The 23,532-nt window shown below is 41.9% G+C and carries 17 protein-coding genes and 1 pseudogene; 2 read left to right on the forward strand and 16 right to left on the reverse strand.

Annotation, left to right across the window (positions count from 1 at the left end; all coding sequences use genetic code 11):
- Nucleotides 1-709, reverse strand: a pseudogene (locus Q0688_RS07770) (flagellar biosynthesis protein FlhF); the annotation flags it as partial.
- Nucleotides 710-753: 44 nt separating this feature from the next.
- Nucleotides 754-2,853: a flagellar biosynthesis protein FlhA gene (flhA, locus tag Q0688_RS07775; protein ID WP_299074785.1), complete on the reverse strand. Its 2,100-nt coding sequence runs from the start codon at nt 2,851-2,853 to the stop codon at nt 754-756.
- 300 nt (nt 2,854-3,153) lie between these two features.
- On the opposite strand from flhA, the gene Q0688_RS07780 reads away from it, so the two are divergent.
- Together Q0688_RS07780 and Q0688_RS07785 are read left to right on the forward strand one after the other, a co-directional pair.
- Complete coding sequence (locus Q0688_RS07780) at nt 3,154-6,279, forward strand: TonB-dependent receptor (protein ID WP_299074786.1); 3,126 nt, start codon at nt 3,154-3,156, stop codon at nt 6,277-6,279.
- Between the two features lie 115 nt (nt 6,280-6,394).
- Nucleotides 6,395-10,294 carry a hybrid sensor histidine kinase/response regulator gene (locus Q0688_RS07785; protein ID WP_299074787.1) on the forward strand — a complete coding sequence of 1,300 codons (3,900 nt, stop codon included), beginning with the start codon at nt 6,395-6,397 and terminating at the stop codon, nt 10,292-10,294.
- Here Q0688_RS07785 and flhB read toward each other — a convergent pair.
- From flhB to fliF, 14 genes are all read right to left on the reverse strand, one after another.
- On the reverse strand, nt 10,283-11,407 hold the full coding sequence (flhB, locus tag Q0688_RS07790; RefSeq protein ID WP_299074788.1) for a flagellar biosynthesis protein FlhB: 1,125 nt from the start codon (nt 11,405-11,407) through the stop codon (nt 10,283-10,285). The two genes, Q0688_RS07785 and flhB, sit on opposite strands and share 12 nt — an antisense overlap.
- Nucleotides 11,408-11,424: 17 nt before the next feature.
- Nucleotides 11,425-12,210: a flagellar biosynthetic protein FliR gene (gene fliR, locus Q0688_RS07795; protein WP_299074789.1), complete on the reverse strand. Its 786-nt coding sequence runs from the start codon at nt 12,208-12,210 to the stop codon at nt 11,425-11,427.
- 33 nt (nt 12,211-12,243) lie between these two features.
- Nucleotides 12,244-12,513: a flagellar biosynthesis protein FliQ gene (gene fliQ, locus Q0688_RS07800; protein ID WP_299074790.1), complete on the reverse strand. Its 270-nt coding sequence runs from the start codon at nt 12,511-12,513 to the stop codon at nt 12,244-12,246.
- Between the two features lie 38 nt (nt 12,514-12,551).
- Nucleotides 12,552-13,307, reverse strand: coding sequence for a flagellar type III secretion system pore protein FliP (fliP, locus tag Q0688_RS07805; RefSeq protein WP_299074791.1), 756 nt, complete (start codon nt 13,305-13,307; stop codon nt 12,552-12,554).
- Complete coding sequence (fliO, locus tag Q0688_RS07810) at nt 13,304-13,810, reverse strand: flagellar biosynthetic protein FliO (RefSeq protein WP_299074792.1); 507 nt, start codon at nt 13,808-13,810, stop codon at nt 13,304-13,306. The genes fliP and fliO overlap by 4 nt, the downstream gene beginning before the upstream one ends.
- The gene (gene fliN, locus Q0688_RS07815; RefSeq protein WP_299074793.1) at nt 13,770-14,201 is read right to left on the reverse strand and encodes a flagellar motor switch protein FliN; all 432 of its coding nucleotides are present in this window, start codon (nt 14,199-14,201) and stop codon (nt 13,770-13,772) included. The genes fliO and fliN overlap by 41 nt, the downstream gene beginning before the upstream one ends.
- Before the next feature lie 29 nt (nt 14,202-14,230).
- On the reverse strand, nt 14,231-15,289 hold the full coding sequence (gene fliM / locus Q0688_RS07820) for a flagellar motor switch protein FliM (RefSeq protein ID WP_299074794.1): 1,059 nt from the start codon (nt 15,287-15,289) through the stop codon (nt 14,231-14,233).
- A 28-nt stretch (nt 15,290-15,317) separates the two neighbouring features.
- Nucleotides 15,318-15,836, reverse strand: coding sequence for a flagellar basal body-associated protein FliL (gene fliL, locus Q0688_RS07825; protein WP_299074795.1), 519 nt, complete (start codon nt 15,834-15,836; stop codon nt 15,318-15,320).
- Between the two features lie 95 nt (nt 15,837-15,931).
- Nucleotides 15,932-17,962, reverse strand: coding sequence for a flagellar hook-length control protein FliK (locus Q0688_RS07830; RefSeq protein ID WP_299074796.1), 2,031 nt, complete (start codon nt 17,960-17,962; stop codon nt 15,932-15,934).
- A gap of 165 nt (nt 17,963-18,127) precedes the next feature.
- On the reverse strand, nt 18,128-18,565 hold the full coding sequence (gene fliJ, locus Q0688_RS07835) for a flagellar export protein FliJ (RefSeq protein WP_299074797.1): 438 nt from the start codon (nt 18,563-18,565) through the stop codon (nt 18,128-18,130).
- 6 nt (nt 18,566-18,571) lie between these two features.
- A complete protein-coding gene (fliI, locus tag Q0688_RS07840; RefSeq protein WP_299074798.1) occupies nt 18,572-19,906 on the reverse strand; it encodes a flagellar protein export ATPase FliI in 1,335 nt (444 codons plus the stop codon).
- Nucleotides 19,907-19,909: 3 nt separating this feature from the next.
- Nucleotides 19,910-20,716: a flagellar assembly protein FliH gene (gene fliH, locus Q0688_RS07845; protein WP_299074799.1), complete on the reverse strand. Its 807-nt coding sequence runs from the start codon at nt 20,714-20,716 to the stop codon at nt 19,910-19,912.
- Between the two features lie 30 nt (nt 20,717-20,746).
- The gene (gene fliG, locus Q0688_RS07850; RefSeq protein ID WP_299074800.1) at nt 20,747-21,784 is read right to left on the reverse strand and encodes a flagellar motor switch protein FliG; all 1,038 of its coding nucleotides are present in this window, start codon (nt 21,782-21,784) and stop codon (nt 20,747-20,749) included.
- Between the two features lie 37 nt (nt 21,785-21,821).
- Nucleotides 21,822-23,522 carry a flagellar basal-body MS-ring/collar protein FliF gene (fliF, locus tag Q0688_RS07855; protein ID WP_299074801.1) on the reverse strand — a complete coding sequence of 567 codons (1,701 nt, stop codon included), beginning with the start codon at nt 23,520-23,522 and terminating at the stop codon, nt 21,822-21,824.
- Between the last annotated feature and the right edge of the window lie 10 nt (nt 23,523-23,532).

Below are 23,532 nucleotides of genomic sequence, written 5' to 3' on the forward strand. Positions count from 1 at the left end.
CAATGGTGGTGGTTTTACCTGTGCCTGTTGGCCCCATCAATGCCACTACTCCTGGTTGCGACAAAATATCGTCATCTTTGGTTTGTAAGCGATTAGCCAAAAGCTTCAGTAAAAATAACCATGACTGTCTTTCATCTGCCGACTCTGGTGCATAAGACACCACTTCTTCTGCAAGGGCTTCAGAAATACCCATTTGTTGTAGCCTTTGTAACAAATATCCATGGAGTGGATGTTTTCTGTTTTGTTCTTGTTCGATCAATCCAGATACTTGGAATTGCAGGATATGCCGCAAAGATTTTAATTCTTGACGCATTTCTTTAAGATCATCTTGATTTGAATTCACTTGCGGCGCTGTGTCTGCACCATCCGTATAGGCTGTCGTCTTAATTTCTGACGTGGGGTTAACGCCCTGAATAGGTGTGGGTGTGGGTGTGGCGGTTTGAGCTTGTTTTTCTAAGAGTGCCTTTAAGCTATCAGGTGCAGTATCACCAATGATTTCACTTAGTGTTGGTGTTTTGGGCGTTTTAGCAGGAATAGTCACTTTATTAGCCGCAACTTGAGGATCGGGTTCTTTATCATAGGCCACCACTAATTCAATGCCGTCAGCATGTTTTTTATTAGACATAATAACTGCATCTCCACCCAACTCGTCTTTGACTTGCTTGAGCGCTTCTCGCATATCTTTGCCATAAAAACGTCTGATTTTCATATATACCCCTTAAATACCAACACTTGCCTATTGATTCCGTCAGTTTATTGACCCACGGCACTGACAATTTTAATTTGTTTGTCATCAGGTATTTCCTGATAAGACAACACATGTAATCCACTCACAGAGTGTTTTAAGAACTTTGACAGCACCGGCCTTAACATACCTGAAGTCAATAAAACTGCAGGTTCACCGGCTAACTCTTGTTGCTGCGAGGCCTCAGTCAATGACACTTGCAAGCGTTCAGCAAGACCCGGCTCAATACCTGCGCCATCTGGACCTCCTGCTTGAAGTGATTGGTGCAACATCTGTTCCAACTCTGGAGCCAAAGTAATGACAGGTATCTCAGCCAAGCCACCATTTATTTCTTGTACAATCAAACGTTTCAGTGCAATGCGCACCGCAGACACCAATACATCAGGATCTTGGCTTTTCGGACCAAACTCGCAAAGTGTTTGCACTATGCTGCGCATATCTCTAATAGGAACGCCTTCGTAAAGCATGGTTTGCAACACCTTAACGACCGTACTTAAAGGCAATATGTCTGGCACTAAACCTTCCACTAATTTGGGACTGTTCTTTGCAAGTAAATCTAACAATTGTTGCACTTCTTCATGACCTAATAATTGGTAGGCATTATTAGTTAATAATTGACTTAAATGTGTAGCCACTACTGTCGCTGCATCCACTACTGTATAACCTAGAGTTTGCGCATGTTCCCTTTGGTTCGCTCTTATCCAAACGGCGTCGAGCCCAAAGGCAGGGTCTTTGGTCTCTCTTCCTTCTAGTTTTCCAAACACTTGCCCAGGATTAATGGCTAACTCATCGTCATGACTTAGCTCAGCTTCACCCACATTAACGCCCAACATGGCAATGGTGTAGTTATTAGGGCTTAAGTCTAAGTTGTCTCGAATATGAACGGGGGGGATCAAAAAACCCAATTCTTGGGATAGTTTTTTCCTGACACCTTTAATGCGGGTCAGTAACTCGCCTCCCTGAGCTTTGTCGACTAGAGGAATAAGCCTATATCCCACCTCTAAACCAATAGTGTCTACATGCTGAACATCATCCCAACCAAGCTCTTTCATTTCTAATGGCTGTTGATTTTGTTCTGGTAAGGTATTGACAACTTCTGTCTCATTAGCGGCTTTTTGCGCACGCCATTGGTCATAAAATGCAAAGCCGCCCACTACCGCACTAAACCCCAAAAACGCAACGTGAGGCATACCTGGTACTATGCCCATGACAAATAAAATAGCCGCTGTAATATAAAGCGCTCGTTGATTACCCAATTGCTTGCTTAACTCTTTGCCCATTTCTTGGGAGTCATTTTCCCGCGTCACTATTATGGCGGTCGCAACGGATAACAGAAGTGAAGGGATTTGTGCGACCAAACCATCACCGATAGTTAGTAATGTATAAATTTCAATTGCTGCACCAAAATCCAAATCATGTTGGATCATCCCAATAAATAAGCCTCCTACTATGTTAATTAACATAATAAATAGGCCAGCAACGGCATCACCCTTTACAAACTTAGAAGCACCGTCCATCGAACCGTAAAAATCCGCTTCACTGGTAATTTCGAAACGGCGCTTGCGCGCCTCATCCGAATCAATAAACCCTGCATTTAGATCTGCATCTATCGCCATTTGTTTACCGGGCATTGCATCCAAGGTAAAGCGAGCACTCACCTCTGAAATACGGCCAGCACCCGCTGTTACCACCTTAAAATTAATGATCAACAAAATAGCAAATACCACTATACCTACCGCATAGTTTCCACCTATAACAACTTCACCAAAGGCTTGAATAACTTTACCTGCCGCGTCTCCCCCTTCGTGCCCTTCAAGTAAGACTATGCGAGTAGAAGCCACATTGAGCGCCAATCTCAATACAGTGGCAATCAGCAAAACTAAAGGAAAAATACCAAAATCAACGGGTTTTTTAGTAAACACTGAGACCAAGATAACAACTAATGATAAGGCAATATTAAAGCTAAATAGAATATCCAGTAAGAAGGCTGGCATGGGTAGAATCACCATCCCCATAATCGCTAATAAGACGACCGGGGCGCCTAAGCCAGAGGATATAGATTTGAATTGGTTTTTATCAAACCGGCCGAAATATGATGCTAATTCCATAAACGAAATATTGACGCTTTGTTAGTGTAGAGTGAATATTTTCAAACAAAGCAACATGTGCGCCAAGTATTTACTTAGCGACAAATTCGATAAGATCACTTCAAGAAATACAAGGCCAGCCCGTCAAACTTAAGTTCTGATACCAATCCGTTTATTTATGACCAATTAGTCATATTTTTGGATTTTAGATATTATTAAGTTGGCACAAACCTGTTGCATTGGATAACATACTCATAAAGGGGTATTGAAACGATAAGGAGAGGTTACTTTAAATAGTTAGTAGTTAGGAAAAAGCGTAGAATGGTCAATCGGTTTATTTTAAGTGTACTTTGGGTTGTTTACACATTCACGATACAGATCCCTCCTCTTTTAGCTGCAGATACATCCAGTACCATTACCGGCACTATTACTTCATCAAAAGGCAGATTATTGTCAGAAGTAATGATTCAAGCAATACACACACCTTCTGCCACAATAAAAACATCCACAACAAACCATGCTGGTAAATATAGCTTACGGGGATTACGCGTAGGTGGCCCCTATACCCTTATTATTTCATCTGACCAATACACCACCAAAGAATTTCATGATGTGTTTTTACAGATAGGGAAAAACCTGAGGCTGTCCACATCCTTAGTCCAAATATCCGAAACTGAAACCATTGAAATCATTGGGGATCCGCCCCAATCAGAAAACCATGGTTCTTACGGCGTTTTTTTAGAGAAAGGTATTGAACATGCCGCTTTGGTTAGTCGAGATTTAAAGGATATTGTGCGTCAAAATCCTCTGGCAGTAGTTGACGTAACCGGTGTCGAGTTAAGTATTGCAGGAAGTAATCCAAAGTTTAATTCCCTCACCCTAGATGGTGTGGCGATCAATGATACTTTTGGTCTCAATGCAAATGGTTATCCCGCTCAACGTCCTCCAATAGCAATGAATGCTATCAACCAGATATCCATGATGTATGCACCATTTTCGGTTCGTGCCAGTGGATTTACGGGTGGCACGATTAATGTAGTGACTAAGTCAGGTACCAATATATTTTTAGGTGAAATTTTTTACGAATGGACACCAACAAATGGTGTTGCTCTTGATGACAAACTGAATGTGACAGCGCAAGGTGAGGCCACTAAATATAGATTTGATAACAACGAAATAACGGCGGGCGCCGCATTTGGCGGTGCTATAGTAAAAGACCGTTTATTCTATTTTGCTTCTTACGAGCAATGGTCTGATGAAATTATTTTTAACTACGATTTAGATAGTTTGCAAGGACACGCGGTATCGATTGAAGAGACACAGCAGGTTTTGACTGCGCTAAGTGATGTATATGGGCTAACAGATTCTCTTGGGATAGCGCCCCCTTCGGATCGCGACAAGAAATTATTATTGAAGTTAGATTGGACCATCAACAATGCTCATCGAGCCGACTTTACTTATAGTCAGCAACAAAATAACGCCGCTTTAAACTACACTAATTCAGGGGCTCGCGTTAATTTTGCATCCAATCAATATTCTCAAGATTCAAAAACAACCCTGTTCACCACACATCTGTTTTCTGATTGGAGTGAAAATTTTTCGTCTGAAATAAACATCAGTTACAAAGACCATAAGCAAGCCGCCAACACTGCATCAAACTGGGCCGAAATCAATATTAGGACGGCCAGAGGTAATATATTGGCGGGCCAAGATAAACATCGACAAGGCAACGTCAAGTCAAACCAAACCAGTACGTTTGCTTTTCATGGTTGGTACCTAAAAGATGATATTGATTACAAGTTTGGTGTTGAAATACAGCACCTAGAAAATTCAGATTTGTACGCCCGAAGTGCAGATGGACGCTGGTTTTTTGACTCCATAGCTGACTTTGAAAACAAAAAACCAAACTATGTTATTTACTCAAACGCCTACACTAATAATAAACAAGACTTAACCGCCACAATACAGTCCAGTAATTATTCTTTTTATGCACAAATTGAAACCGAGTTATTTAATGAGCTTATGCTAAGCGCTGGATTTAGATATGAAACATCATCTGTTAGCAGTGCTCCAAACGACAATGCAAACTACATGGCAACTTATGGGGTTAGCAATACCGAAAATCTCGATGGCCTAGATATCGTAATGCCTAGATTAAGTGTCAATTGGCAATATTCTCCGCAACTTACGCTACGGGGCGGCATAGGCCGCTTTAGTGGTGGAACACCTTTAGTCTGGTTGTCTAATGCGTACACTAACGACGGCATCACTAAAGTCAGTGCCACAGCACAAGCGGTGACTAGTACCCTTGCCAACCCAGATAATGTGACATTTGATAGGGTTCCACTAAGTTTGCAAGATTCATTAATCCAAGGTGACGGTTCAACTAACACTATTGCCAATAGTTTTAAGATCCCCTCTGATTGGCGCTACCAAATTGCAGCAGATTATCGTTTTAACTTACCGGCTTTAGGCGACAACTTTGTCTGGAGCACAGAAATTTTATACATTGACCGAAAAGATGCGGCTTTCTGGATTGATCAATCCCGTTTTAAAATCGGTGAAACCGTAGAAGGCCGCACGCTTTGGGGTAATATCTACGGCGCAGATAATCGCTGGGACATCCAATTAACTAATAGCAAAAGCGGCGGTGAAAGCACTATTATTAGCAGTGCCCTGAATAAACAGTGGAATAATGGGCTAACACTCAATAGTTCCTATACTCATCAAGATGTCACTGAAGTGAATCCTGGCAATACGTCAACGGCCGAGGCTGGATTTTTTGACGAAGTCATGATTAATCGCAACTCGCCATTAAAAGGACGCGCTTTCTATGAAATTGAACATAGATTTGTACTCAACCTAGGATACCAACATGCGTTTTTTTCTGGGTATAACACTTATGTGAATTTATTTTGGGAAAGACGTTCAGGTCGTCCGTTTTCTTGGACTTTAGGTCGAGAGTCTAAAAGTGATTTTGGTGATCAACGCTCCAATACCCGTGTATATCTACCATACTTACCTGCCAGTGCAAGTGATCCTGCTTTCGACTTTAGTTTGTTAAGCTACGAACAAATAATGACTATTGCCCAGGACGCAGGAGTAGCACAATATGCAGGAGACTATATTCCTAAATATGTTGCCACCCAGCCTTGGCAAACCACGCTAGATTTAGCCATTACGCAAGAACTACCCGGTTTCTTCGATGGCCATAAAGGCAGCTTATATTTTATCATCGACAATGTGGCTAACTTGCTGAATAATGATTGGGGAAAAGCCTATACCATCTCTTCAAGACAACAACTGTTGTTCGATGTAAATATCAATGAGAACGGGCAATACCTATTAGCCGAAACTCGAGCTGGAACCAATACTTTACACTACAACCAGTTTAAAGTAGAGCAATCCACTTGGAGCCTAAAAGTGGGTATCAAGTACAAGTTTTAAAGTGTCTTAATACAAGCCTGCAATTCGTATCAACGATTTCATGTCGCTGGCAGATAGTTAAGACTTATCGACAAATGTTGCCGTAGGTTACCTGCCATAAAAAAAGGGAATTTTTTTGCTAAGAAATTTATCTCAATATTTTACCCTGATACTGGCATATTTTACTTTGTCTCTAGGAAGTGTTTTAGCTTCTGACTATCAAGTTGAGTTGCTCAACGAAAACAATGGTTTTGCTTCCTCAATTATTTTTTCTATTGTACAAGACAAAGAAGGATTTCTTTGGTTTGGTACTGCCTATGATGGGATCATGCGATACGATGGCAAACGTATCCTAAGATATCAACATGATCCCAATAATAACAATTCGCTGGCCCACAATAATGCTGGCAATCTAACCATAGACAGAAATAATAACCTATGGATTGGTAGTTGGGGGGGCGGCCTTTCAAAGTTAGAAATTGAAACAAATACCTTTCACAACTATCAAAATGATCGAAATAACGCTAATAGCATTAGTGCCACAAGGGTTAAAGATATCTTCGAAGATAGTCGAGGCAATATTTGGCTAGGCAACGCCTCAGGTGGTTTCAATAAGTTTAACCCCGAACGCCAAGACTTCACTCGCTTTGGATATAAAAATGGGCGCATCAATATAGAATCAGATGAAACATCACATGCCCGCATCTGGGACATTGTGCAAACCACACCCGATACATTATGGATTGGCACCCATTATGGGCTCAATCGTTTTAATACCAAAACCAACAAGTTTAAATTGTTCCTACCTCCCAAAGGGCTCAGACATTATGAACACAGTAAGGTTAGACAAGTATTAGTATCAGAAAACGACAAGCTGTTTTTAGGAACTGACGAGGGCGTGTTGTTATTTGACCTCTCAAGCCAACAATTTACTACCTTGAATGTTGAGGGATTGCCTAGCATTGGGCCGATATACTCAATGATTAAAACGAGTTTTAATCATTATTGGGTCACCAGTAACCATGGAGTTTATTCGTTTACCCTTGATAATTTAAGCTTAAAAAAAGTCGATTTAGGCGTAGACGATCAATGTAGTCAAAGCTTATTTCAAGATAATCAAGGGGTCATCTGGCTAAGTTGTGAAGGCATGGGGGTGTATAAAATTATTAAACAAGACACTTTTAAACTCTTTTCCGATCCTCTAGTAAGAACTGCTCATTCGTTGCTACCTACAGTCAATGACACCTTGTTAATTGGTACCGCTGAATATGGTATCCATGAGTGGAACCCTAAGACTCAGCAACTCAAAGATTTTAGTAGGAAAACAAATAAGGCCGCCCCACCTGAAGTGTGGGCAATGCAGCAAACGAGCCGAGGGGATATTTGGTTTATGAATTATTGGGGACTATTTTTTGTAAGAAAGGGAGAGGCCATCCAGCATGTGCAGCCCCCCAGCACTTTTACAAAAAAAGCATCATTTGATCGTTTTAAACATTTAGCTATAGATAAAGATGATAATGTCTGGGTCGGCACAGCATTTGGATTGTTTGTTATCCGTGACAAAACAGCAGCGTTTGAATTCATTCCCCTTAGTAGTTCTTCTAAATTTCACTCATCAAAACCTTTATATTTAGATACAAGTGATCGTATCTGGATAGGCAGAGCCAACGGGCTGTTTGTATGGAATGATCATCTAAAAAAAGCGAAGCAATTTGAGCTGCCTAAGCAACAAGACGTCGAATCTCTGGCACCAGTAGTTGTTTACGCGATACATCAAGATAGCCAAAAACGTATTTGGATTAGCACGCCTACAGGCCTATATCTACTAGATGAAAACCTATCAGAATTAAATCTATTTTCGGATCATTTTGTTGCAACTAAAAACTTGAAGATCCAATTTATAAAAGAAGATAACTCAGGCTATTTGTGGCTATTTACTCCTTTAGGGGTCAGCAGGCTTAATCCTAATAATGGCAATATAGAACACTTTAACAAAACCGACGGTTTATCAGATACCCGGTATTTTACTTTTGATGTTGCAGAAACCTCAGATGGCAGTATTTATTTTTCCAGTAGAGACGGCATCCATTATTTTGACCCCAGCGCAATAAAAGGTCGAGACCTTACCGCAAAAACCATTCTGACTCATTTTGAAGTGCTGGGAGGGCCAGAGCAAAGCCAGATATTTAATCATAAAAATAAACATATAAATCTTGAACATGATCAAAACTATCTAAGATTTGAATTTGCCACTTTAGATATGCGCTTTGCTCGACAAATCCACTATGAATACAAACTAGAAGGGCTAGATCACGATTGGCTAAAAAATGGTACCAGCAATTCTATTGTATATACCAATTTAAGCGGAGGAGAATACGTATTTAAAGTGCGAGCATCGATAAAAGATGGCGTTTATTATGAGGATGAAGTGGCAGTTAGCCTATTTATCGCAACACCCATTTGGTTACAGTGGAGAATGTTCGCTATCTATGCTGGCCTGATCATGCTTATTATTCTTTTTTACCTGCGGCAACAGAAAAAATCAGTGCTCAAGCTTGAACAACAGGTGTCAGAAAAAACGGCATCAATCGCTTTAAAATCGAGCAAGCTGGAAGCAGCTAACAAAGTAAAGTCTCAGTTTCTCGCCAATATGAGTCACGAAATAAGAACCCCACTTACCACTGTGATTGGACAAGCTGAAGCGATTATATGCCGCGAAATAGATAGTGCGGATATTTATAAAGAGGTGGCCGTTATTCATGACAGTGGCTTACATTTACTCGAACTATTAAACGATGTGCTCGATTTAACCAAAATTGAAGAGAATAAATTTGAAGTTAAATTACATGCTCAAGATATGCATGAATTGCTAGAAAATATCGATAGAATGTTTTCGATTCAAGCAAAACGCAAAGGGTTAATCTTTACCTTTACGAAACACTTACCTTCACCATTTATTGTTAATATTGATAGTCTTAGGGTGAAGCAAATCCTTATCAACCTGTGCTCAAACGCAGTTAAATTTACCCACGAAGGTTACATTGCTTTAGATGTGCTGCTTTATGACAACTTGCTTGTTTTCACGATCACCGATACCGGCATTGGCATGACGGCAAAACAAAGCCAACAAATATTTGAGAGTTTTACTCAAGGTGATGCCGATATAAGTAGACGATTTGGCGGTACTGGTTTAGGGCTGTCTTTATCAATGGGCTTGGCACAACTAATGAAAGGCACAATTACCGTAGATAGCCGCTTTCAAGAAGGTAGCACTTTCACCTTTTCAATACCGGTAGACATTGTCTATTCACCCAACACTTCTAATACAAAAATCGCCGAACTTGAAACATCGCCACCGGAACAATTATACAGCGGCAGCATTTTATTGGCCGAAGATCACCCCGAAAATCGTCGCCTAATAGCCAGATTACTAAGTAAATTAGGATTAACTGTATACACTGCGACAGATGGCTCAGAGGCCGTAGACTTGTACTTTAAACATCAACCTCAGGTGATTTTAATGGATATCCAGATGCCCAACGTTGACGGTATCCAAGCCTTTAAAATATTACGTAAAAAAGGGTGCCAGCAGCCTATTATTGCCTTAACAGCCAATGCTATGTCACACGAAATAGAGCAATACTTGCACTTAGGGTTTAATGATCACTTAAGCAAGCCTCTAAACCGCAACAACTTAATTGCTACTATTGAGAAATACTTTACCAGTCAAGAGCCTAGTGCCATTGATAAGGCCGAAAGGACCTTAAAAAACACAGATTTATCAGACCTTAAGGTGCAATTCAAGGACAATTTAGCCGAAGAAAAACAGCAACTTATTCTACATTTTAAAGATAACGATCGACAAAGTATTGCAAAGCAAGCCCATCGTTTAATTGGTGCAGCACAGGTATTTGGCTTTCAAAAGTTAGCTAACTTAGCCATTGAACTTGAGACCGCTATTAAACACAAAAATCTACAAAGTATTGACCTTTTAATCCAAAACTTACTCGATGAAATTTCCCACTTAACGTCTTAATTCTGGCGGAATGGGCAGATTAGATTTAAGTGGTTTAGGCCGCTGACCTTTACCTTGTTTAAAGGCTTTTAGTTGATACACATAGGCCAATACTTGAGCCACCGCCATAAAGAGCTTTTCAGGAATTTCATGTTCAGCCTCAGTGGAGTAATAAATGGCCCTAGCTAGCATAGGCGATGCAACAATTGGCACATCATGGGCTTTGGCAATTGTTCGTATGTGCATAGCCATTTCATCCACACCTTTTGCCACTAAAGTTGGGGCGCGAGTACCTAGCTGGTCATACTTCAGTGCCACCGAGAAATGGGTCGGGTTGGTGACCACCACATCGGCATTAGGTACTTCTTGCATCATGCGATTGGCGGCAGCTTGATACTGCAACTTACGAATTCTACTTTTAACTTGCGGGTCACCATCGGAGTTTTTACGTTCATCCTTAACTTCTTGTAAGGACATTTTCATTTCTTTATTGTGTTTATAGCTTTGATAAGGCACATCAAAAGCTGCAATGGGAATGAGCGCACAACACATCAACAAAAAGCCCCAGGCAATTAAATCCATGGCATGAAACAAATTACGGGGATATAACTCTAAGTCTAGGTGCAGTGCCTCATCTTTAAACATGATTAGCGCAATGTAGGCCATGCTTGCCACTACCACAAATTTGGCAATGGCTTTAAGTAGTTCCACCACGCTATTCATACCAAACATACGCTTAAATCCCGCTATTGGGCTGATTTTTTGGGCTTTGGGCTTAGCTGAATCCCAAGTAAAATTATATCCCCCTAAAGCGATGTTGCCGTAAATACCCGCAATAGTCACAATCACTAAAAACAGTAACACCGGCATGCTAATAGTCTCGATGGCAAATCCCCAAGCTTGAAACATATGGGTGAAATCGTAGGTTTCATCTCGAGATAGCGTAAAAATACGCTGCGTGACTTTGAATAGTGCAGTGGCAATTTGAGAGCCAATCATTAAAAAACTCACGCCACTGGCGATCAACACTAATGCCGTAGACAATTCTTTGGATCGTGCTATTTGCCCCTTTTTACGGGACTCCGAAATTTTCTTGGAGGTGGGTTCTTCTGTTTTTTCGTTTGCATCAGACATGATTTATTCCTCCGTACTCAAGGACACACTAACACCAGCTGACACATCATGTTCTGCGCCCGCTCCCACATCACTTCAAAATGATGGGTTAAGTTGTCTAAGGTTAACCAAATGATAATAAGCCCCATAATTTGCGCTATAGCAAAGCCAATACTAAAAATATTCAGTTGTGGTGCGGCTTTGGTCATCACACCAAAGGCCAAATTAACAATCAGCAATGACACTATAGGTGCCAAAGAGATTGTCACAGCCGAAATAAACATCCAGCCTGCCCAGTGTGCTATGTCTCTAAATTGTTCTGGTGCAAACCAAGCAACACCGATAGGGAAAGCTTCAAAACTCATCACCACCATACGGATCATGGATAAATGCCCATCTAACGCCCAAAACAATAACGTAGCCAAAATAAGATAGAACTGACCGACAGCGGGTACGTTGATGCCATTAACCGGATCGACAATTGATGCAAACCCCAAACCCGTCTGCAGCGCAACAATTTGCCCTGCCAACACAAAGGTATTGAGCACCATATTTGATAAAAAGCCCAATGCGATACCTATAATGAGCTGCTGGATCACTAACATAAAAGTGCCTACTGAGAAAACTTCAGTGGCAGGAATAGCAACAGGCGGGATAACGGGCATAATCACTAGCGTTAAAAATAACGTAAGCAGCGCCCTTGTAGCTGGCGTAACACTTTTAGCGCTTAGTCCAACCATAGACGCGAACAGACCAGAGACACGCATAAAGGGCAACAGTAAATCGGCCAAATACTGCATGATAGTTGACGTGGCTATATCCAAAATACTAGTCCTGTGATCGAATAATTATCATCTCTAGCCCACTACCTCTGGAATGCGTTCAACCATAGTAAAAGTGAAATCCATCAGCTTATTCACTAACCAATGACCGCCCCAACTCAGCGCCAATAATGTGACGATTAAGCGAGGCAAAAAACTCATGGTTTGCTCGTTGATGGAAGTCGCCGCTTGGAACACAGCTACAATTAGGCCGACAAATAAGCTAGGTAGAATGATCGCAGAAACCAGCAGAATAACCATCTGCAGTGCTTCTTTAAGAATTTCAACAAAGACCTCTGGACTCATGGGTTTACCCTTGGTATTTTTTGATTACAAGACATGCATTACCCCATGCCAAAACTATTGGCTAAGGTGCCAAAAATTAAATTCCAGCCATCCACTAGCACAAATAACATCAGCTTAAAGGGCAATGACACTATCATAGGCGACAACATCATCATGCCCATCGCCATCAATATGGATGCCACCACCAAATCTAGAATCAAGAATGGAATAAACAACATAAAGCCAATTTGAAACGCGGTTTTAAGCTCGCTGGTCACAAAAGCCGGAATAAGCACATTCATTGGCACGTCGACAGGATCTTGAAATTGCCCGTCCATGCCGCCAATTTGCACAAAAGTCTCCAAATCTTTAACCCGTGTCTGCGCCAACATAAAGGCCCGCAAAGGCTCTTTACCAATTTCATAAGCCTGGATAGAGGTGATTTCTTCCTTTAAATAGGGCTGTAGCGCCGTTTCATTCATTTTTTCAAACACTGGCGCCATAATAAACATCGACAAAAATAAACTCACACCGATTAATATTTGGTTCGAAGGAGATTGCTGTAACCCTATGGCTTGACGCAAAATCGACAACACTATAATGATCCGCGTAAAAGAGGTCATCATCATCACAAAAGCGGGCAGCAAGCTTAGGGATGTCATGATCGCCACCACTTGCAATGTCATAGTGTATTCTTGCGTGCCATCTGGGTTATCGGTAAGTGTTAACGCTGGGATCCCCGGCTCTGCTAATGCCACACCACTGACTAAAATCAATAACATCATCAAACCAAAGCGCATACTGACCTTCTTCATGGTTGCTCTCCATCGGTTTTGTTGCTTTTATTATTTTCTGCCATAGCTGGGTTAATCTTTGCGGCCATCAGCTGGGTGAGCTTATCTTTGAATTTTTCACCTGCAGGGGATGCGGCCGGATCCTCAATTAAGTTAGAAAGGGTCGCCAAATGATTGATATTGTGGGCGGTAATACCTAACAGGTGTTGCTCACCAGCGACTTCGATCACCATGACTCTTTCTTTGGCACCTGCCATCATTGACGCCACCACTTTCAGGTTTGAAGTACCCGATTGAGTGACGTTAAACCGTCGCATTATGAAGGCCAACATAAAAACAACGCCAATAACCAGTAATAAAGACAGGAAAATTGACACTATTGAAGTGGGATCTGAGAGGGTTTGAGGCGCCGAACTGGCCTCAAATGAGATACTTAAACATGAGCCTAAAGCAATACAAGCCCATGTTTTATAAGCGTTTTGTTTACCTAAGTTTTTTGATTCTTTCCAGTTGACTAATAACATCAGTTAATCGAATACCAAATTTATCGTTGACTACTACTACTTCTCCATGAGCAATCAACGTGCCATTTACTAAAACATCTAATGGCTCTCCAGCAACGCGGTCAAGTTCTACCACTGAACCTTGGTTTAGCTGCAGTAAATTTCGAATACTAATATTGCTACGTCCAACCTCCATAGAGATGGTCACAGGGATATCTAAAATGGTATCGAGTTTACGTTTTTCTTTAGGGGTGATTTCCCTGTCTTCATCAAACTCTTCTAGTTCGGCCACTTCAGCACCCATACCAAATTCGTCACTGGTGCCGCCAGCGCTCTCTTCAGTTTTAGCTTCTTCATCTGCTTGTTCAGCCATGGCCGCAGCCCAATCATCTAAACCGTCTTCTTCACTCATTATTTACTCCGTACTCAAGAATACTGGGGTTACCAATCATCTTCGAGGGTTTGCAATTCGGCGTCGCTATCAATTCTTCGACCACCTTTGGTTAACAGTTGTAGCTCAGACTTCACTGAAGTTGGGCGTGGAATTTTCTCGACTATTTTAAGTGCTACATTATCTCTTGAGCGTCCTAACTTAGCCCTAAAAGTAGGTAGTTCTTCAATTAATACGGTTATATGCTCGGGCATTTCTATAGGAATTATGTTTCCTGTTTCTAATTCCATAATTTCTTCAAGAGATAATTCTAAGTCCATCATATGGGTAGATAATGCCACTTGTACGTCCATGATTTCGTCTCGAAGAGCCTTACTCCAACGTAAATCTGTGTCTTCTTTATCACTTTGTACACCTGCATCTAAGAGCTCACGAATGGGCTCCAGCATGGAATACGGCAAAGACACATGAAAATCTCCACCACCGCCATCTAGTTCAATGTGGAACGAACTAATTACCACCACTTCTGTCGGGCTAACAATATTCGCCATAGCAGGGTTGACTTCAGAATCGAGATATTCAAAAGACACATCCATAACGGGTGCCCATGCTTCTTTATAGTCTTCAAAGATAAGCTTCAACAACATCTGGATAATACGTCTTTCCGTTGGGGTAAACTCTCGGCCCTCAATTTTGGCATGATAACGACCATCGCCACCAAAAAAGTTATCAACCAAAATAAAGACCAATCTGGCTTCCATGGTAATCAAACCCGTCCCTTTAAGAGGGCGAAATCTCACCATGTTTAAACTAGTAGGTACAAACAAGGTGTGCACATACTCGCCAAACTTAATCATTTGTATGCCATTAATTGACACTTCTGCACTGCGGCGCATCATGTTGAAAAGACTGACTCGCATGTGCCGCGCAAATCGTTCATTAACAATTTCAAGGGTTGGCATGCGACCACGAACGATCCTGTCTTGAGATGAAAAGTCATATTCCATTGCCGAACCATCAGACACTCCGGTATCAACTTCCTCTTCCTCAACATCGTCTACACCGTGTAACAGTGCATCAATTTCGTCTTGGGATAATAAATCGCTCAATCTAATTCTCTCATTAACAAATTTGCTATTACTGCATCACAAAGCCAGTAAAAAGTACTTCTTCCACAGTCTGATTACCGCTCACGTCTAGCATGGTTTTTTGCACTTCCTTTAGGGCACTATCTCGAATCGCTATTTTGCCGGCCTCGGTCACTAAATCATCGGCATTGGCAGTACTAAATGCTTTCAATAAGGTGCCTTCAATTAATGGTACATGCATTTTGACTTGCTCTTCATTATCAGATCCCCGCATCATTAGCTGTACTTTAATTTCGACCAAGCGATCTCGAGCAGAGCCTGGTACGTTAAAAACAAAAGGTCTGGGCATTGCCACATATAAAGCCGTGCCAGTTTTAACTAAAGCAGCTGCAACGCCCTCTTCCCCTTGTACCAACATTTCTCCATCAGTACCTTCGCTAGCATCGCCTGCCATTAGAAAGAAATACGCAGCTCCACCACCGGCAATAAGCACAACAACCGCAATGATAATAATAATCAGCTTGCCTTTTTTGCCACCATCTTCCATTTTTAATTCTTCTTCAGCCATGTTTTTCTCTCAAATTGTCAAACATAATAGGTTGTTGCCCTATTATCAGCCTCATTGCTAAATTGGCAAGGTGCTTTAGGTTATTTCCTAGCATATTAAACAAAATAGTCGATCCCGCCTAAGGCACCATTAACCACCTTTTGCTGTGCCAACACATGTTCAGGCTCGGATATATTAATGTCTTCTGCTTCACTATGCCCAGCAGCACTTTGTCCTGTTGGCTCGTCACCTTGTTGCTGACCGGCACTTTCTTCTCGTACCGAAGATTGGCCCAGTTCAATGCCTTTTTCAGCCAACATTTCCCTTAGCTTAGGAGTCGCGGTGTCTACAGCGTCTCTCGCCTGTTGTGATTGCACCACAAAATTGACTGTGGCAGATTCACCCGACACAGCGACTTTAACGTGCATAGAGCCCAATTCGGCTGGATCGAGGCGAATATCCGCCACTAGGTTTTTAGTGTTCACCATCCAGCGCACTTTTTCGGCTAGCTGTTGATGACCCTCTGGCTTACTGATATTGAGTGTTTTATCTAGTTTCGACTCAAACTGGTTAAGTTGAATATGCTTACTTTGTTCGCCTTGAATTTGTGCCGCGTCTCTTGCCGTAACGCTGTAGGCTTGATCATGATGATGCTCAATAGCACGGCTCATAGTCTGCGCAAAGTCCAACACTTGTGATACCTGGCTGACAACCTGCTCAACATTAACGGGTGCTTTGGGATTGACGTTACTGTCGGATGACTTAGCTAAGGCATCTGATACTAAAGCTTTTAAATCAATCCCAGGCTCTCTACCTTGCGACAGTTGCGTTTTAAATTCTTCTAGACCTGATTTTAATGCCGCAACAAACTCCTTTGCTGGAGTGTCAACCGAATTTAAAATTTCAGCGACTTTTGGTGCAGCACTATGTTGCACCATCTGAACCGAAGTTTGAAGTTCTCCCCCCTCATTCGAAGGTTTATTATCGAAGACTCGGGCGGCAATATTCTCTAATACTTTATGCTGCTTATTTTCAGAGAGATTGAGAATATTCTTGATATCGACACTGTGACTTTTTTTATCGGCTGCTGTTGTTGTTAGTTCCTTAGGAATTTGTTGCTCAAGGTGAACATCTTGCTCTGCAAGGGTCTCCAATTGCTGGGTATTGATAGAAATTTCCGGTGTTTCCAATAACTCTGGTTGCGGTTGTATAACAGATTGCTTTGCCGGATCAATTGCAACTTTGCTATCAATCAATAAAGAACTGAGTAATGCTTGGTCTTCTGGCGTTGTTAGGTCAATCATGTCAGCGGCTGCCGTTTCTGATTGACTGATTGAATCTGTCTCCTTTGAAACCATGTTTTGCGCCGACATTTTATTGACTAAATCTTGTAAAACCTCGGGGTGTTCTAATAATAATTCAGCCGTCGCTTCTGGGGTATCAAGGGATGAGAGGTCGTTAGATTCAACTTGATTTGGCAATTGTTTCAATGCTAATTGCATATACAAATCCATGCTTTGAATTACTTTACCTTTATTATCTGCTGGTATTGGTTCAACATTTTTAGCTGTACTGCTGTGGTCAAGAGTAGGTTTTCCCACTAATTTCTCTACCAAGGATACCCATTTATGGGCAACCACACTGGCTTCTTCATCTACAGGTTGTGCGTCTATTTCCGGTTGTACTTCAACTTCCGATTGTAGAAGCACTTCATTCAAAATAGTATTGGTTTGGTTTAGATCACCTAGTGCTTCATTGTCAGGTAGTTGATTGCTAATTACCTGTTTATCAGTGGTGTCATGACTATCCAAAGTATTGTCCGCAGTCTGAGGTATAACATCTTTGTGCTGCGATGACTTTACTGTTTGCTCTTCATACATTTTTTCAGTTTTGGGGCCTGTAGACTTTGTTTTAGTCTCCTCTCTATTCGATGGATAGGTTTTGGTTTCATCTATAGACAGTTTCTCTTTACGAGGTGCATGAGGTGGTGGCGATTCGCGCCGAATAGTGGTCGAGTGAGCAGGTTTTTGTTGCTGCATTAAGCTATCAAATTGCTCATTTGATTCAGTACCAGCAAAAGCATTACTCTTGGTTTGTGCGGCAAAAGCGGCAACTTCTGATTTCGCTGTGGCAACATTCTGCATCATTATTTCAAATCCCTCAAGCTGAGCCAGCATGGTTAATTCATTGATTTATAATGTTTTATTTACATATTACATTTGGCTAGTGGTCGCTAGCGGTACTTAAATCAACAATTTCTTTATATATCTAGGTATAACTCAGCAAAGACCATTCCAACTTTATGCAAACAGCTATGACTTACGAATAAATTTTTGTAATGACAGCTCATCCAGCATCATTTGTTCAGTTTTTTCCTCACGTTCAAGTTTGGCTTTATGTTGTTTGTCTAACAACATTTCAACTGCTTTACGTTTTCGTTGTTGCGCCAACCACTGCATACGTCTTTGATCAGACACTTTGACAGCTTGATTTAATGTCATCAATTGCATTTCACAAGCTTTATCTAATTTGCCGATAAACTGCTGATGTTGACCAAAAGTAACACTGCCTACACCTTGTTTGGCGCGCTGTTGCGCTTCACGTAAGTAATTTAAACGGTAATTTTCTAGCCCTGACAGTTTTGCTTTATGATCTTGTGCAAATTGTTGTGCCAGTTGAAAATCCTGCACCAGCTTTTGTTCTTTTTGTCGCTCCCATTCAGCGACCATCTGTAATTGTGATTGCGCCATAAATGGTTACCCTTTACCTAGCCCACTACTCAATGTAGTCATGTCTGAGGTACTGTCTTCAAAACCTATAACTTGCTGCATACCTTGTTGTAAAAAGGCGTTAATAGCCGGCTCTGCGTTGATGGCTAGATCAACTCTAGGATCCGTACCTTTGGTGTAGGCACCTATGCTAATTAAGTCACGATTACGCTGATAATTAGAATACACCTGACGAATTCGTCTTGCCCCTTGAACATGCTCTTCAGAAACGACCATAGGCATGACGCGGCTAATAGACGCTTCAATATCAATCGCTGGATAATGCCCCGAATCGGCTAGCTGCCTGGACAATACGATATGTCCATCCAAAATAGCCCTTGCCGCATCGGCAATGGGATCTTGTAAATCGTCACCCTCGGTCAATACCGTATAAAATGCAGTAATCGAGCCTTGATTTTCACTGCCATTACCTGCTCTTTCAACCAAAGCGGGTAATCTCGCAAATACCGAAGGTGGATATCCTTTAGTGGCTGGAGGCTCACCCACAGCAAGGGCAATTTCACGTTGTGCCATGGCATAGCGAGTGAGTGAATCAATTAACAAGAGTACATTTAGGCCTTTATCTCGAAAATATTCAGCAATAGTCACCGCGGTTTCACACCCTTTTAAGCGCATAAGAGGTGAAGTGTCGGCGGGCGATGCCACTACCACAGATTTAGCGCGCTCTTCTTCACCTAATATATCTTGAATAAACTCTTTTACTTCCCTGCCCCGCTCCCCCACTAAGCCAACCACCACTACATCTGCCGAGGTGCCTCGTGTCATCATCCCCATCAACACACTTTTACCGACACCACTGCCCGCAAATAAACCCATACGTTGCCCCAACCCTACAGTCACAATAGAATTGATAGCTCTAACACCTACATCTAAAGGTTGCTTTATAGGTTTGCGTAGTAAAGGATTCATTGGGGGTCTAGTGAGGGGTACGCGTTTTTCAGCCTTAATGGGCCCTAAACCATCTAGAGGTTGACCATTGCCGTCTACCACACGGCCAAGTAACTCCATCCCTACAGCCAAGCCTTGCTCTCGATTTAGGGGTTGTACTCGTGAGCCTGGCACTATGCCTTTTACTGCCTCGGTAGGCATAAGATAGGTAATATTTTCGGCAAAACCGACCACTTCGGCTTCGATTTCCCCCTCTATTGTTTGGATTAAGCATTGACTACCTACCGGCATTTGGCAGCCAACAGCTTCAAGAGTTAAACCAATGCCCCGCACCAGTTTGCCGCTGGCCACAATAGGCGCTTGGGGCACTTGATCTTTTAAGTTTTTAATTTTATCTAACAATTGGCTAGACATTGCTTACTCGTCATTTTGGTTAATCTGACTTAACCCTTGTTCTAATAAAAACTTATCAATGACATCTTTAACTCGACGTTCAACAGTAATATCCACAGCATTAGACTCAGTGACAATCTCACATCCACCAGCAGAAATTTCAGGTGACTCAATCAAATCCCAGCGATGTTTTGTTATTTCTTCTGGGCTAAAGTGGTTATTCACCAATTCAATATCATCGGGATGCAAATGTATTTGATAGTGTTTTTCTTGAATAGGTAAAACTTTTAAACCTTCACTTAAAGCTTGAAAAATTAAATCTGAATTGGTTTTAACTTCACTACGGATCACTCCTTTTGCCAGACTCACCGCTAGCAAAACTAATTCTTTTTCTAAGGCATTTTCAACCTTGGCTACAGGATTTTGAATACTGTCAATTAGGCCTGCCCAACGGGTTAAATGCTGTTGCGCTTGCTCTTCTCCCTCAGCAAGTCCTTTACTGATCCCTTCTTCCAAGCCTTTTGCAAAACCCTCTTCATGACCTTTAAGTAACCCCACTTCCGAACCTTGGGCATGACCTTCGCTTTGCCCCTCGGCAAAGCCTTCTGCGTGAGCAGCCTCCCTAATGGCTTCAATTTCTTGTGCTGTTGGAGGGAGGACCTCTATTTCAGGCTCTGGTGGCTCATATTTCCAATTTGATTTATGATTAAAGGCGTTAGTGGTTCCGCTAGCAACGTCTTGATTGGTATCTTCAACATAGGGCAAATCCCATGCTTTAAACTCATCTTCTGGTGGGTTCTCATGCTGAACTTTTTGTTCGTTACTTGTCATGCTTTATTCACCTTACAGCTTCGAACCTGATCACAAGAATTCATCACCGCCACCACCACCAAGCATAATCTCTCCAGAGTCAGCTAAGCGCCGAGCCACTGATAAGATTTCTTTCTGAGCGGTTTCGACTTCACTAATACGCACTGGCCCCATAGCCTCAAGATCATCAATAAGCATTTCCGCTGCACGTTTTGACATATTCTTAGTAATTTTATCTCTAAGCTCGTCTTCAGCACCTTTAATTGCTTTGAGCAATGCGTCTTGCTGTACTTCACGCAAGATAGTTTGAATGGCTCTGTCATCAACATCTGCTAAGTTATCAAATACAAACATTAAGTCTTGAATTTGCTGACTCATTTCTTCGTCTTGTTCGCGAATTGCATCCATTAACTGCCCTTCGATATTAGTATCTAGGTAGTTCATTATGTCTGCAGCAGACTTCAAGCCGCCCATTTTCGCGGCTTGGGTTCCCGCTTGTCCGGCAAATTGTTTCTCCATTATTTCATTTAACTCTTGTAAAGCAGCAGGCTGTACTTCTTCCAAGTTCGCCACCCGCATCATTAAGTCCAAACGCACTTTTTCGGGGAATTGGCTGAGAATTTCGGCTGACTGTTCAGCATCCAAATACGACATCACTATAGTTTGAATTTGTGGATGTTCGTTGCGAATGATACTGGCGACTTGTTTAGAATCCATCCATTTTAATGAATCCAGGCCTTTGGCACCTGTGCCCATCAAGATCTGGTCGATCAAATTGGCTGCTTTATCCTCACCTAAGGCAGAGGTTAATGCACGCTTCACAAAATCGGTGCTTTGGAAACCAATGGTGCTGTAGTTTTGAATTTCTTCTATAAAATGTTGATGCACAGCCGTAATTTTTGCCTGAGTCATATCATCAATCTGTGCCATGGCTTGCCCTAACCTTTGTACCTGCTTAGGTTCCAAGTGTTTGAGAATTTGCGCAGCATCATCTTCTGTTAAACTCAGTAGTAAAATAGCGGCTTTATCCACACCTTCTAATTTACCTACATCGTAACTTGCTTCTTGTGTTTGTTCTTCGTCAGCCACTATCTATTCCTCAAACTGCCAAGTATTAAGTCTAAACTTAATCATCAAGCATTAACCAGTTTTTAACTACTTGAGAAGATAATTCTGGCTCATTGGCTACCAGTGCTCTAACGGCCTTGAGTATATCTTCATCTTTATGCAAGTCTGGCAACATAAAGGTGCCATCTGCCGCAAATCCAACTTGCGATTCATCAAATTCTTCAGCTAATAAGTTAATGGTTTCGTCACCTAAGTCTAGCCCTTCATCGGCATCAAACTCATCAGATTTCATATCGTCAGGATTAATCAGTTTACGTACCATAGGTCGTACTACCACTAAGATAAGCAACGCTATAATGAAAATACCCCCACCGAGTTTTATGAGAGGCAAGAACTTAGGATCTTCCCAAAATGGTACTTCTGCCTGTGCTACTTCACCTTCTCGATTAAACGGAATACTGACAACTTCTAACGAATCACCGCGAGTGACATCAAATCCAATTCCCCCTTGCAACAAACGGCGAATATCTAGTAATTCGGCTTGGGCTCTTGGCGTTGAGGATACTGTGCCGTCTGCAGCTGTTGTGTTCACATAGTCTAATGCAACCGACACACTGAGGCGGCGGATCATGCCCACTTGTTGTTTGGTATGACTCACTGTGGTGTCTAATTCGTAGTTTCGGGTTTCTTCTTTATGGTTTCGTCCCGGTGTTTGCTGGTTTAAGTTGTTGTTGGCACGCTCAGGAATATCTGAGTCCAAAGGTGGTTGATTCGTCAGCGCACCAGGAATACCCGCAATCACGCCACCAATACTGTTGTCTTCGACCGTCATTTCACTACGTATAGCGGGCAAATCTGGATTGTAACTACGCTGAGTTTGTTCAACTGAGGTAAAGTCCATTGTCACATCAGCTTGAGCCGTGTAATTACCTATGCCTAAAACAGGAATTAAAATAGAGTCTATTTTGTCCATATAAGCGTTTTCACGCTTTTTTTCTATTTCATATTCTTTGCGAGATCGTGCCGATTCAGCACCTTGTGAGCCTGAATTCAGTAAACGCCCATTACTATTGGTGACTGTCACTCTATCAGGCTCGAGTCCTTGTACCGCAGAAGCAACAATATCGATAATCGCATTCACTTCCCCTGTAGAAATAATCGAGCCGCGCCTAGTCGTTACCACAACTGTGGCACTGGCATGTTTTTCTCTACGAGCAAACACGTTCTCTTTGGGTAAGGCTAGCAATACTTTTGCTCGTGAAACCGGTTTCATTTCTTCAATAGTACTGGCAATTTGTTGCTCTCTGGCGTGTTTTAGGCGAACTTTTTCAACCCGCTGACTGACGCCAAACCCCATATCTTGCATGATGATATCAGCCCCTGCAGATTCACCCTGAGAGATACCTTGTCGAGTCATGCCTAATTTTATCTTTTGATATTCACCGCTGCTAACGTAAACCGTATTACCTTCTAGGCGATAATCAATTTGCGCCTGATCTAGATAATCTAGAGTTTCAATTAGCTCTTGTGTTTCCATGCTCGCTAAGGGGCGATAGTCAGGCTCTTGCGCCCAAATCAAAATAAACACCGCAATGGCAACACAAATGACTAAGGCTATAATCAAGGTAATTTGGCGCATCATATCAGTACTGCTGATGGTCTCCATAAACCCTGATTTTTGTTCGGTGCTCACGTCTTCTGGGTACATTTCAGTACCCATATCACTCATTGCTAATTCTGTACTTGCTGCTTCAGCCACGTGTTAGCTC

The sequence above is a fragment of the uncultured Paraglaciecola sp. genome (assembly GCF_937123705.1).
GTDB lineage: Bacteria > Pseudomonadota > Gammaproteobacteria > Enterobacterales > Alteromonadaceae > Paraglaciecola.